This is a genomic window from Streptomyces thermovulgaris, from assembly GCF_002155915.1.
Taxonomy (GTDB): domain Bacteria; phylum Actinomycetota; class Actinomycetes; order Streptomycetales; family Streptomycetaceae; genus Streptomyces; species Streptomyces thermovulgaris.
In genome coordinates this window covers 19,913-32,963 of record NZ_MUME01000126.1, presented here as the reverse complement: position 1 = coordinate 32,963, position 13,051 = coordinate 19,913, and the positions used below count along the sequence as shown (strand labels likewise).

At 67.7% G+C, this 13,051-nt stretch carries 8 protein-coding genes; all 8 read right to left on the bottom strand.

Annotation, left to right across the window (positions count from 1 at the left end):
* Positions 1-11: 11 nt before the first annotated feature.
* Entirely contained in the window at positions 12-1,133 is a 1,122-nt protein-coding gene (locus CCN35_RS12725) for an ATP-binding protein (RefSeq protein WP_086792671.1), read from the bottom strand.
* Positions 1,134-1,268: 135 nt separating this feature from the next.
* Positions 1,269-2,690 carry a vWA domain-containing protein gene (locus CCN35_RS12720; RefSeq protein ID WP_086792669.1) on the bottom strand — a complete coding sequence of 474 codons (1,422 nt, stop codon included), beginning with the start codon at positions 2,688-2,690 and terminating at the stop codon, positions 1,269-1,271.
* The gene (locus CCN35_RS12715; protein WP_086792695.1) at positions 2,687-4,090 is read right to left on the bottom strand and encodes a hypothetical protein; all 1,404 of its coding nucleotides are present in this window, start codon (positions 4,088-4,090) and stop codon (positions 2,687-2,689) included. The genes CCN35_RS12720 and CCN35_RS12715 overlap by 4 nt, the downstream gene beginning before the upstream one ends.
* Positions 4,090-4,611 (bottom strand): hypothetical protein, encoded by a 522-nt coding sequence (locus CCN35_RS12710; RefSeq protein ID WP_086792664.1) that lies wholly within the window; start codon positions 4,609-4,611, stop codon positions 4,090-4,092. Before CCN35_RS12710 ends, CCN35_RS12715 begins: the two co-directional genes overlap by 1 nt.
* Positions 4,612-6,088: 1,477 nt before the next feature.
* Complete coding sequence (locus tag CCN35_RS12700; protein ID WP_086792662.1) at positions 6,089-6,838, bottom strand: hypothetical protein; 750 nt, start codon at positions 6,836-6,838, stop codon at positions 6,089-6,091.
* Between the two features lie 160 nt (positions 6,839-6,998).
* Complete coding sequence (locus CCN35_RS12695) at positions 6,999-7,415, bottom strand: contact-dependent growth inhibition system immunity protein (protein WP_067397473.1); 417 nt, start codon at positions 7,413-7,415, stop codon at positions 6,999-7,001.
* A gap of 497 nt (positions 7,416-7,912) precedes the next feature.
* Positions 7,913-8,269, bottom strand: coding sequence for a hypothetical protein (locus CCN35_RS12690; RefSeq protein ID WP_236560749.1), 357 nt, complete (start codon positions 8,267-8,269; stop codon positions 7,913-7,915).
* Between the two features lie 12 nt (positions 8,270-8,281).
* On the bottom strand, positions 8,282-13,051 hold the full coding sequence (locus tag CCN35_RS12685; RefSeq protein WP_086792660.1) for a putative T7SS-secreted protein: 4,770 nt from the start codon (positions 13,049-13,051) through the stop codon (positions 8,282-8,284).

The following is a 13,051-nucleotide window of genomic DNA, read 5'->3' as shown; positions in this document are numbered from 1 at the left end:
GTTCACGCCGTTCACGACAGGGTGGCGATCGCGTCGCGGCCGCCCTCGAGGAACTCGGTCCAGTGCCCGCCCTCCTCCTTGCTGCGCGGCTCGACGACACCGTGCAGGTACTTGTTGAGGATGGCCAGGTCCTCCGGCTCGCGGCGGGCGAGGGAGCCGACGAGCGAGGAGGCGAGGGTACGGGCGGTGAGGGTGCGCTCGCCGAAGAAGTTGCTGTGCAGCACGGCGTCCTCCAGCACACCGATCTGCTCGGCCGTCGACAGCGCGGACTCCAGCTTCTCGTCGTCGCTGCCGGCCGCCGCGGCGGAGGCCCGCAGATCGGCGAAGCTCTGCAGCAGCACGTCCAGCAGGGTCGGCGGCACCTCCAGGTCGATGGCGTGCCGGCGCAGCAGCTCCTCGGTGCGGAAGCGGACGATCTCCGCCTCGCTCTTCTTGTTCGTCACGACCGGGATGCGGACGAAGTTGAAGCGGCGCTTGAGCGCGGAGGACAGGTCGTTGACGCCCCGGTCACGGCTGTTGGCCGTGGCGATGATCGAGAAACCGGGCTTGGCGAAGACGATGTTGTCGCTGCCGCTGCTCTCCAGTTCGGGGACGGAGATGTACTTCTCGGAGAGGATGGAGATCAACGCGTCCTGGACGTCGCTGGTGGCGCGGGTCAGCTCCTCGAAGCGGCCGATGGCGCCGGTCTCCATGGCCGTCATGATCGGCGAGGGGATCATCGACTCCCGCGACTGGCCCTTGGCGATGACCATGGACACGTTCCAGGAGTACTTGATGTGGTCCTCGGTGGTGCCGGCCGTCCCCTGCACCACCAGCGTGGAGTTGCGGCAGATCGCCGCGGCCAGCAGCTCGGCCAGCCAGCTCTTGCCGGTGCCGGGGTCGCCGATGAGCAGCAGCCCGCGGTCCGAGGCGAGGGTGACGATCGCACGCTCCACGAAGCTGCGGTCGCCGAACCACTTCCGCGGGATCTCACGGTCCAGGCCGTCGGAGGGCTCGGAGCCGAGAATGAACAGACGGACCATCTTCGGGGACAGACGCCACGAGAACGGCTTGGGGTTGGTGTCGATCGACTCCAGCCAGTCGAGCTCCTCGGCGTACTTGATCTCGGCAGGGGCGCGCAGCAGGTCGGACATGAGAGGAAAGCCTTTCGTACGGTGATCACGAGCGAACGGCAGGAACGGCGCGGCTCGAACGACATGGCTCGAACGGCACGGGTTCGAGCGAGGCATGCTCGGTGATCGGGTGAGATCGAGTGAGAGCGGGTGAGATCAGGTGAGAAACGTCTTGAGTTCGTGCACGAGCTTCTTGATGTGACCGGAGATCACCGGAGTCCCGAGATCCTTGAACCGCTCCCGGAACCACGGGTTGACGCTGCCCCGGCCGGAGCTGGTCACCGAACCCACCGGGATGAACCTCGTCCCCGAGCGGTGAAGGGCGGCCATGCTCTCGAACAGCTCATGGGAGCGCCACTCGTAGAAGTCGGAGATCCACACCACGACGGTGTTGCGCGGCTCGGCGATCTTCGGCTGGACGAGCTGCATGGCGACGGTGCCGTCGGTGCCTCCGCCCAGCTTGGTGCGCAGCAGCGTCTCGAACGGGTCGTGCGCCCAGGGCGTGAGGTCCAGCGCCTGCGTGTCGTAGGCGATCAGGTGGACGTTCACCTTCGGCAGTCCGGCGAATATGGAGGCCAGGATGGTGCAGTTGACCATCGAGTCGACCATGGAGCCCGACTGGTCCACCACGACGATCAGCCGCTGCGGCGTCGTCTTGCGGCTGGTGTGCCGGTAGTAGAGACGGTCGACGTAGAGCCGTTCCTCCTCCGGGTCCCAGTTGGTCAGGTTCTTCCAGATCGTGCGGTCGAGATCGAGGTTGCGGAAGACCCTCTTGGGCGGCACGGACCGGTCGATCTCGCCGACCGTGGCCTTCTCCACCTGGGTGCGCAGCACCTGCGCGACCTCGTCGATGTAACGGCGGATCAGCGCCTTGGCGTTCGCCAGGGCCACCCCGGAGAGGTTGTCCTTGTCCCACAGCAACTGCTCGATCAGGGACATGCTCGGCGTCAGCTGCGAGGCCAGCTGCGGGTCGGCCAGCACCTCCCGCAGATGCATCCGCTTGACCAGGTCCGCCTCGATGGCGCCGAGCTCCGGGCCGATCTCGGGAACGAGCCGGCTGAGGTCGGGCGTGGGCCTGCCGACACCGGTGCCGGTCGGACTGACCCCGCCTCCGGCCCCCACACGGTGTCTGCCGCGTCCGCCGCGCAGCTCACCGGGCCGGCAGCCCAGCGCCCGCTCCAGCCATCCCGCGTCGGACTGCCAGCGGGCCAGCTGCCCGGCGGTGACCGCACCGGGGGTGGGGGCGAAGACGTTCAGCAGGACCTTCGACACGAGCGCCGCGCGCCGCACCTCGGCGGCCCGGTCACGCGCACCGTCCTCCTCCGGCTTCGGGGTCATCAGACCCTCGAACTCGGCGGCCAGCTCCGGGTGCCGCTGCACGACGGAGTCGACGGACGCCCCCGGGTCGAGCAGCGCGGGCGGCAGGCCGATGTCCTCGACGACGGCGAGACTCGCCGACTCCAGGGCGGCCTGCTCCTCGGAGTCGAAGAGCCGGGCCAGCAGACGCCAGTACAGCACCTGCCGCCGGTTGTCGTACGGATCGGGCGCGGGCATCTTCTCCGCAGTCTGTCCGGTCATTTCCGCAGCAGCTTTCCGGCGCGCTCACGCAGCACCTCGACGGCGTCGGTGGCCGCCTTCTCGGCCCGCACGCCCGCCTTGTCCGTCGTCCCTCCGGCCCAGGCCCCGGCGTGCACGGCGACGGTCTTCCTCCCCGCCTTCCGCTCGACGGCGAGCGGCTGGAGCAGGAACTCCCCGGCGTCCCACCGCAGCAGCCCGATGCACGCGCCGGAGGAGGCGACGGCCTCCGGGGTGAGCGGACCGGCGGCCGGGATCCGGCCGGTGTCGACAGGGAGACGCTGTCCGGCGATCCGGAAGGCGACCGCGCCGTCCTCCTCCTCGACGTCGTACCCCTCCACCAGGACGGGCACCGCGATCCGGGCCGGATGCCGGTCCAGGGGCGCCGTCGCGAAGGCGGCCGCGGTGGGCAGCGCCACCCGGGCGGTGGTGAAGATCTCCACGGGCTCACCCGTACGGGCCCGGGCGTCGTCCCAGATCAGGTCGCCCTCGGCGGTGACGGGCATCGCGTCCAGCTCCATGGCACGGCCCTCGCTGACGGCGGCCAGCAGCGACATGCGCGGCCGCAGCAGCTGCCACAGCCCCGCCCCGACGACCGTGTCCGGCTTCGGCGCGGACACCGAGGCCCGTACGAGCCGGGACGCACCGCCGTCCGCGGGCTCGAACACCGCGTGCACCTGGGCCTGTACGGCGGTGGCGTGTTCCTGCAGGTCGACGCCGAGCGGCAGCAGACGGCCGCTCACCTCGGCCGTGGCGGGCGCATGGGCCGCACCGGGCACGGTCAGCAGCAGGGCACGCGACCACAGATCGGCCCAGCGGCGCACCGGAACACGCTCCAGGGTCGCCCCCGGACAGGAGGCGGCGAGTTCGGCGGCGAAACCGTCGAGCAGCGTGACCAGGCGGCGCAGCGCCGGGTCGGGCAGCATCGCGGAGACCACGGGTGCGGCCCCGGCGACGAGCTCGTGGTCGATGCCCCGCCAGCCGGCCCGCGCCAGATCGCACAGCCACTCACGGGCGGCCACATGCAGATGGGCGGCGTGCTCGTCGCCGTCACCCGGGGAGCCGGCCCCGTCGGTGCCCTCCTCGGCACGCGGCCGTCCGACGGCCTCCTCCACCCGCACGGTCAGCGCGTCGTGCACGGAACCGAGCAGGGCGGTACGGGCGGCGGCCAGTGCGATGAAGTGATCCTCGCCCGCGGCGCCGGCAGCCGCCTTCTCGGCCGCCTCGGCGACCCGCGAGGCCAGCGGGGACCCGGCGACGGCATCGGCGAGCGCGAACAGCCCGTCCGCCTGGGCGGGCTGCGGACGCAGCAGACCGGCGACAAGAACCTCGTCGAAACCGTCCACGGCCGCGAGGGCCTCGTCGAGCCCGTCGACGGCGTCGGTCAGCAGATCGGCACGCATCAGGCCACCGCCCTCGTCGTCGGGAACCACTGCATCTCGGGCAACGGGACGGTGACCGGCTCCAGTTCGAGATACGCCAGATGCCGCAGGAACCGGCTGAACACCTGCGCCGCGGCGGAACGGTCGCCCTGCGCGGGGCGCGTGGCGGTCATGGCGTCGACGACGGAGGCCGCGTCGGCTCCGTCGTCCGGGACCTCGACCTTCAGATACCGGGCCACGCGCTCGACGCCGTACTGCAGCACGGCCTCACCGACGAGCGCGCGAAGGTGCTTGCAGAACCACCCGTGCGCCCCGCCGCAGGGGCGGTTGTTGTTGGTGCTGCATGCGAACGCGTACGTCCCCGCCTCGATCGAGGACACATAGACGCGCCCGATGTCCGACCCACTGGACACCACACCCTGCAGCCGCCCGTCGGCCAACTCGACGAACGGCACCTTCGCGAGCTTCCGCGGCCGCGAGAACGGCACCACCCGCGCCGTGCTCGACTTCTCCCACACCGACAACGCACCATCTCCAGGCATGCGAAAGGGAACGTTCACGCCACCTCGGCGGAACGTGATCGAAGCTAACCGCGGCCACTGACAATGCGGTCCGGGCGCTGTCGGGGGCCGCCTGGAAGCCGCGTGGGGGAGAGAGGAGCCGGCCTGGGAAGCGCGGTGGGGGGTACGGCCGCCCGTGGGGCGGAGGGGGTGGTTCAGCCGGCGTCGTCCTCGGTGAACGGCGTCGTCCACCACCAGATGGGTGGTGGCCCGCAGTCCGTCCCACCACGTCGGCTAGTGGTGGCTCTACTGCATGTGGCCTTCCCTGGCCACTTCTTCGGCCTCCTCCAGTGCGTCGGCGGCCGCTTGGCGCAGCTCTCCTTCGAGCGTCGAGACGGACTTGCGCAGGAAGCCGATCACCCTCGGCGGATGAGTCGGCCAACTGGGGAACGAGGTGGCAGATCTCGTGGAAGTACTCGGGATCCGCGCCGTCGGCGTGGCTCAGCAACCGGGGGAGCACCGCCAGGATTTCGTTCCTGCAATAGTCCGTGACGTCGACGGACCCGTCCTCCAGTCCGACACGCACACCGGCGTTCCTGGCGTTCAGGATGGCCTCGAGGAGACTTACGGCCTGCGGCGCCAGTGGGGCACCCGCTCCGGCCCGGGTCGTCAGGGCATCGACGCGGGAAGCGGCAGCGCTGTACAGGTGCCCTTGGCTGGCGACCTCGCAGTGGAGAACCTGGTCGGCACGGGCTCGCTCATCGGGGTCCTGCCCGAGAAGGCGTTCCAGGTACGTCCGAAGTTCGGCCGCCGGAATGCTCAGCGTCTCCAGGGAGTCCCAGTCCCACGCCTGCGAAAAGATCATGGCAGACCACTCTTCCACGCGGTTCCAGGTCTGCACTTCTCGTACAGGTCTCGTACAGGAATGGCTTTCACCTGAAACGAACTCACGCCGAGGCGGGCGCGGGTTTCTCAGCACGACCACGACCATCACTGGAGGATCGGTGTCCTGCTGTACCACACCGGCGGTCAGGACCCGTTCGTCGAGGGTCCACTCGCGGGCCGCGATGAACTCGTCTTTGTCCGTGGCCGTCAGCTCAGCCTCGGCAAGGTGGCCGGTGAGCGGAGAATGTTCGATCCCGGGGAGGAACGTGGCCAGCGCCTGCTCGCCCTGCTCGTAGACGGCGTCCAGGGCGTCGAAGCAACCGGACTCGTCGACATCGCGGATCCAGACGGCGAACGAGACACGGACCGCTCCGCTGCGGAACTTCTGGATCCATCCCCGGATGCCGTCCTTGTGCCAGGACGTCTCCACACCGTCGCGGGATTTTCCCTCGGGCGTCCACTCCTGGACCGCGAACCTTCCCGCCGCGCCCTCGGCGGTCAGCGGGACCATGTCCCGGAGTTCTTCCAGCATTGCGGTCACTGCAGCCATGAGCTCATTCCACTCATGCCGTTGCCAGGAACAGGAGACGCCATTGGCTGTCGGTCGGCGTGGATCAGGTGAATCAGAAGAGGTTTACCGCCCGTAAAGCTCCATGAGAGAGGAGATCATCTCCAGCAGTGCGTCGGCCCGGCGCCGATCTTCGGGCTGGGCGCGCAGAGCCTTGTCGGCGGCCCGTAGACGGGCCAAGGCGGCTGGTTCGCTGTCCACCACGTCGTCGGCTACCGGTGTGGTGATCAAGTCCAGGCACTCGGTGAACAGACGACGGGTTGAAGGAGAGGGCGGGTTGGGGTCAGGAGCGTTGAACCCGATGGTCACATAGCGAACCGGGTCGGTCAGGCTCCAGCCGACGACGGTGCCGTGCTGGACGAGGAGCGCAACGTCGGGGGCGATGCCGATGCGGGCCTCCAGCGGCTCATCGAGGACATCGGGGTCGCGTAGACAGGTCAGCATGGCGTCCCCGGGCACGCGACACAGCACCGTGCACATCTCATGCCGGAAGCCTTGGACCTCGTCCGCGCGGAGTCCGCCCGGACGTACTGCGGGCATGATGGGCACACGGGTGGTGGTCTCGGCTTCAGCGGACACATACGGCATCTGGAATTCGGCCCCGACCAGTTCCCGGCTGTCAGAATTGAACCGGAAGATGTCAGGGGCGTCCCACAGCCACTCTCGGCTGCCGAAGGTGGTTACAAAGAACCGCTCACGTTCCTCCACGTTCATGTAGCGCGCGATGACCACAGAATCACCCGTGAATTGTGGGGTGATGGGCAGCGGATCATCCGTCACCGTGGCGAGCCAGCCGCCGTCGAAGGTCAGCTTCACGATTAATTCTTCCTTGCCTGATCTGAACTGCTGGAGCCATGTAGCCACCCTTGGCAGGAACCTGCCCCTTATGGCCAAGTGGGACTGAACCACCGCCTGGGCGGTAGGTGGGGAGAATTCACGCCTGAAGGCGAGCGGTACTTGTGTCATTTGGTCCTTGTCATAGGTCGCCCGGGAGCGACCGTAGAAACTCTTCTGCTTCCGACTGGATGTAGGGTGACAGATCTTGCAGTGTTGCCAGGATCTCTTTCACCTCGCGGGCCATCTCCGGTGCGGCGGCCCAGACTTCCGGATCTCGAGTCAGAACCGCCGACAGCAAGTCGTCGTCATAGAACCCTTCCTCAGCCTCCTCCGGTGCGGTTTCGCGGAGAATTTCAATCGCCAGCGGAAGAAGCCACTGAAGTCCGACATCCTGCCCAATCAGTCGTCGCAACTCGTGCGCGGCGAGGCTCCCGATGGGGCGACGCCGCAGGCGATGCACAGCTTTGACCAATCCTGTCGCGTCGGCTGGGGGATCGGGCCATCGATCCCCCTCAAGCTCTTCCAGTGAGAGTTCAAGGAAGGTGCGGTCGCTCATTTATTGCCGTCTTACAGATCTCGCGCGAGGATTGTCGATGGGCGATAAAGTGGAGAAATTCATTTAGCCGGTCGGGCCCTCGAGTGACCTCTTCATGTTTATTTAGGAGCGCTTCCAGGTCGCGCTTCGTGGGTATAAGTATTTCTCTTTCAAGGGTCTCTGTGCTTTATTGAATCCATTCCTTAACTGGGCATCACTGGTCCGCGTAGTCCTCCACCAGATCGTCGATGAGCGAAAGCAGGGCGTCGATGCGATGCCGGTCCTCACGCTGGCGCGCAGAGCCTGGTGGATCTACTGGAGCCGGGTCAAGGCGGCCGTGTGTCGTCCCTTTACCTTGTCAAGCAGCGGCTTGGTGAAGACGATCTCGGCAGGCCGGCAAGCTTATTAACCGATCCTGTGCAAAGATCCGAACCCTCGCGAGGGCTGTTGCCGCCTCAAGCATCGGTGACACCTCCGCAAGCTCCGATGTTTGAAACGAAAGGAGACACGCGCTTGTTCTATCGAAACAGGAGGCGATCCTCGATCGCGAAATGTGGGGCGATCTGAATGTCCATGACCCCTGCGCACTCGCCCATGTCGAATTCAATCAAAATATTCCTAGTTGATTTTCCGGGGGAGAAGGACAAGCGCGTGGCGCACTCCCGATAAATATCCACCAGGGTGACTTCTTGATTGTTCATCCAGCGAACCCTCACCGACCTCTCCAGTACATGGTAGGAAAATACCAGTGATTGCCCGGAAGTGTCTTGAAAGGTAAGAATTCGCGTTCCGTTTTCATCTGAATCCGGCCATTCGCCGAAGGTGTCGTACACTTCTTCGTCGTCAGGAGTAAGGAATTCTCGATACAGATACATCTGCCCGCACCTTCACTTCCACTTACTGATGTATGGCGGCCAGTGGTCCATGCTGCCTTGGATGCTGACATTTGGGCCGCTTCCCCGGAAGATGACCGTGGAGAGTCTACGCCCGCCATCCGGCAGGATTTCCCAGGCGCTTTCGACGCCAAGCGCCCCGTGAGGACCATACAGAACGGAATCAGTCACACCGAAGTTGCCGCTTCCTCCGGGCCACTCCTTGGTGTATGTGCGCCTGAATGGCTGTTGGGCGGCCTGGGTCAGGTGATCGCTAACGTACTTTCGCATCTCTGGCGTGTCCGGTATGCCGATTCGAAGGAGTTCCAGCTCGTTCTGAAGTGCTCTCGATGTGTTGTGCGGGTCCGGTTTGATGTCTTTGTTGAACAGGTAGTCGAGCTTCCTGGGATCAATCTCCGCATGTGCCCCCTTCGATTGTGCATAGGGGGAGAGCCCCAGCGGGTCCGTCCAGGTGTGCGGGTTGTGGACGTAGGTGACCGGGTTGGGGGCGGGCGCGAGCCCGAGCGGATCCGGGGAGGTGTAGCGGCCGGTTTCGGGGTCGTAGTGGCGGAAGTAGTTGTAGTGGAGGCCGGTTTCGGGGTCGTAGTACTGGCCGGGGAAGCGGAGCGGGGTGTAGGCGCTGCTGTCGCGGGCCCAGGCGGTGGTGCCCCATAGGGTGGTGCGAGTGCGCCAGGCGATGCCGCCGGTCTCGTCGATCAGTTCGGTCGGTGTGCCGATCAGGTCGGTGGCGATGGCGAAGAACCGGCGGTCGATTTCCTCCTGCCGGCTGTCGGCGGTCAGGAGACGCTCGGTCTGGGCCAGCGGGACGACGTCGTGGTGGTCCCAGGTGAGAGCGACCGTGTGTGGGACGTCGGGCTGGTGGCTGGTCTGCTCGCACAGGGTGAGGCCGTCCCAGGTGAAGCGGATCTCCTCGACCACGGTCTCGCCGTCGGCCGCCAGGCGCTGCTTGGCGGTGCGGCGACCCAGCGGGTCGTAGCGGTACCGCCACCGGGTGCCGTCGGGGGTGGTGACGGAGGTGAGGCGGTTCTCCGTGTCCCACTCGTAGCGCCAGGTGTCGGGCTTGCGGGACAAGCGGGTCTTCTGCCGCAGGACGACGCGGCCGAGGGCGTCGTGCTCGAAGCGGACGCCTCCGGCGTGGGTGATGCGGGTGCCGTGGTAGGCGCGTGGTCCGGTGGCCTCGCTGCCGGGGTGGTGGGCCGGCCAGGACGCCGAGGTCTGGTTGCCCGCCTCGTCGTACGCGTACCGCTCCGTCCAGTCCGGGGCGTGGACGGCGGTGACCCGGCCGATGGGGTCGAGGTCGAAGGTGCGGGTGCCCGACAGCCGGTCCGTGACGGAGAGCAGATGTCCGTCGGCACGGTAGGCGTAAGCGCGGCTGTTGACGGCCCGGGCTCCGGCGGTGATGTGCTGTTCGGCAAGCCGTCCGGCCTCGTCCCAGGCCGACGTCATGGTGATCGCGCCCCCGTAGGCACGGGCCAGTTCGTGGCCGACGGCGTCATGGGTGAAGGCGACCTCACGGCCACCCGTGGTCAGCTGCGCGGGAAGCCCGTCGGAGTCGTAGGTGTAGGACGTGACATGGCCGGTGGGCGTGGTCCGGCGGATGCGTCGGCCCAGGTCGTCGTAGGAGTAGACGAGCGGGTGGCCGTCCACCAGCTCCGTCTTGACCTGCCCGCGGCGGTCGTACTGGTAGCGGAGCTCGCTGTCCGGCCCGATCGCCTCGAGAAGGCGGCCCGCTCGGTCGTAGGTGTAGGTCGTCACCTTCCCGTCGACGTTCTTGCGGAGCACCCGGCCGAGCTGGTCGCGCTCGAAGGAGATGGTTCCGCCGAGTGCGTCGATCCGCTCGACGAGTCGGCCTGCGGCGTCCAGGCGGTAGGTCAGGGTGCGTCCGTCGAAGTCGGTCTCGGACACGATGTTGCCGGCCGCGTCGTACTCGTACGTCCAGGTCAGACCTTGCGGGTTGGTGACCCGGGTGAGACGCAGGTCCTTGTCGTGCTCGAAGGTGTAGCGGCTCCCGTCGGGGCGGGTGACGGCGAACGGAAGGTCGAAGTGGGTGTACTCGTAGCGTGAGACACCGCCGGAGGGGTCGGTATGGGCAAGGCAGTTGCCCTCACCGTCGTAGGTCCATGACTCGACGGTGCCGCCCGGATCGGTGCGGCGGGCGAGTTGTCCGTCCGCGTTCCATTCCAGTCGGGTGGTCCTGCCCGTCGGGTCGGTGACGCGGACCGGACGGCCGAGCCCGTCCCGCTCGGTGCGGGTGGTGGCGCCGGACGGGGTGGTCACCTCCACGATCCGACCCGCCGCGTCGCACACCACACGGGTCGTGTTTCCGAGGGCGTCGGTGACAGAGGTGAGGCGGCCGGCGTCGTCGTAGGCCGAATGGGTCGTCTTCCCGGCCGGGTCGGTGACCGCGGTGCGGTTGCCGCGCTCGTCGTACCCGTAGGTCGTGCGGGCGCCGTCCGGTCCCACGACTTCCGTCGGCAGCCCGAGAGGGCCGCGTATGACGCGCAGTTCGGAGCCGTCCGGGCGGGCCACGCGGACCAGCCGGCCGTTCTCGTCGTAGGTGCAGGCGGTGGTGTGGCCGAGCGGGTCGGTGTGGGTGAGCAGGTTGCCGCGGCTGTCGTAGGTGTAGCGGGTGGTGTGGCCGAGCGGATCGGTGGTGGCGATCACCCGGCAGCGGCGGTCGATGAGGTGGCGGGTGATGCGGCCGTCGGCGGTGGTGAGGGTGGTGGTGCGGTGACCGGTCTCGGGGTCGGGTTCGGTGTAGGTGAGAGTGATCTTGATGTGGCCGGCTTCGCCGCCTTCCGCGATGACGCGGTCGCGGTCGTCGTAGGTGTAGTCGTAGCGGCTGTTGTTGGAGTCGATCCAGGCGGTGACGCGGCGGCGGTCGTCGTAGACGAAGGTGGTGGCGGCGCCGGAGGGTTTGGTGACGGTGGTGAGGTTGCCGTCCTGGTAGCCGTATGCCATCAACGGCAGGTCGGTGCCGTTCTCGCCGGCGCCGGCCAGGGAGAGGGCGGTGATCAGGCCCTCGGCGGTGGTCAGCTTCACCTGGTGGCCGGCCGAGTGGACCAGGGCCAGCGGCAGGCCGTCGTCGGCGCGGTCGATGGTGACGGTGTGGCCGTTGCGTTCGGTGACGGATATCAGCCAGGCGACTCCGTCGCCGCCGGGTTCGCTGCCGGGCGGGGCGGCGAAGTGGCGGACCAGGCCGGTGTCGGAGTCGGTGACCGTGTAGTCGCCGTTTTCGTCGCGGGCCAGCAGGGTGCGGGCGGTACCGGACTCCGGACGGGTGGGGGTGCCGGGGACGGGGTGCGGGTAGGTGATCAGCAGGCCGTCGGCGGTGACGTGGACGACGCCGACCGGGTCGATCTCCAGACGCTCGTCGACGGTGGACGTCCAGGACGGCCCCAGGAAACGGCCGACCGTGCAGCCGGACTCGGTGCGGCGGGTGAAGACCAGCGGCAGGATGCCGGGGATCTCCACATCGGTCTGGGGCAGGAACATGTGGCCCGTGGCGAGGTCGACGGGGTCGGTCCCGTCGGTGGTGCGGGTGCCGTCGGGTCGGTTGTGGGTGCCCTCGGGGGCGTTGTCGACCAGTTTGCGCACCCGTGCGACGTCGGACACGTCCTCGGCGAGGCGTACCCCCTTCACCGCGGCGCCGCCGCCACCGGTGGCCACGGTCAGCGCCAGGTCGGGGATCAGCCGGCCGAAGCCCTCGGCCGGGTCCTTCATGAAGTCCTTGACCATCTGGGTGCCGGTGCCGACGGGGTCGTTGGCGGCCACCAACAGGCCCGCGGCCAGGCTGTTGAGATTCGTGGCGTACTCGGCCGGGTGCGTGATGTTGTAGGGGTCCAGGAAGTTGACCGAGCGGACGAAGTTCACAAGGCCGGCCGTGCCTTTGATGACGCCACCGCCGACGTGGTCGCTCATGATCTGCAGCTCCTGCAGACCGCCGCCCGCCTGCTCGGCGTACGACGGCTTCTTCGGCGCCATGTCGCGGGCGGCGCGGATCGCGCTGCGAGCGGTTTCCGCGGCGGTGTTCCGCTGCTTGCGGGCCTCGGCGAGGATGTCCTGCGCCACCTGCATCAGCTTCTTGCCCGGGTCGTGGAACGTCGGGGCGGGACAAGGCGGCAGCGTGGACGGGTCACGCTGATCGGCGGGCTGGGCGTTGTAGCGGTCGACGGCCTTGTTGTAGGCCTCGATCTTCTTGCGGTGTGCGTCGGCGGCCTCCTCGGACGCCTTGACCCCTTCCTTCCACTTGTCGATCGCCAGCTGCGCCTGTCCTTGCGCCCATGCCACGGTGTCGGCGAACGCCTCCAGCGCGGAGGCTGCCTTCTCACAGGCGTCGGCTCCGGTGAACCACTTCGGCGGCTGGGCGCTCATGACCTTCCGCAGCGCCTCGGCGGCCTCGCCTTTGAGCCGCGAGGAGTCCAGGCCTTTCAGGCCCTCGCCGGCGTCGTCGAACGCCTTCTGGAAGGCACGGAGTTTCCGAGCGGTGGAACGCAGCTTCTCCGGGCTGCCGTAGACCAGCTTGGTCTTGTCCTCGGTCTGCCCCAGGTCCATCTCGTCGACCTCGGCACCCATCCGGTTCGCAACCGAACGCGACTGCTCACGCACCCAGTCCGCGCCGGACTCCCAGCCGACGTCGTCCAGCCGGTCCGCGACCCACTTTCCGCCGTCCTCGACCCGGTCGCCGAGCCATTCGACACCGTCCTCGACCGCGTTCTCCACCGAGTCCGGTGTGATGTCCTTGATGAAATCGCCGATGCCCAC

What these genes read in the sequence shown, in the direction of transcription:
- CCN35_RS12715 (WP_086792695.1), bottom strand. Translation starts at nt 4,090, where the DNA reads ATGCGTGCCGATCTGCTGACCGACGCCGTCGACGGGCTCGACGAGGCC.
- CCN35_RS12695 (WP_067397473.1), bottom strand. Translation starts at nt 7,415, where the DNA reads ATGAGCGACCGCACCTTCCTTGAACTCTCACTGGAAGAGCTTGAGGGG.
- CCN35_RS12710 (WP_086792664.1), bottom strand. Translation starts at nt 4,611, where the DNA reads ATGCCTGGAGATGGTGCGTTGTCGGTGTGGGAGAAGTCGAGCACGGCG.
- CCN35_RS12725 (WP_086792671.1), bottom strand. Translation starts at nt 1,133, where the DNA reads ATGTCCGACCTGCTGCGCGCCCCTGCCGAGATCAAGTACGCCGAGGAG.
- CCN35_RS12720 (WP_086792669.1), bottom strand. Translation starts at nt 2,690, where the DNA reads ATGACCGGACAGACTGCGGAGAAGATGCCCGCGCCCGATCCGTACGAC.
- CCN35_RS12690 (WP_236560749.1), bottom strand. Translation starts at nt 8,269, where the DNA reads ATGTATCTGTATCGAGAATTCCTTACTCCTGACGACGAAGAAGTGTAC.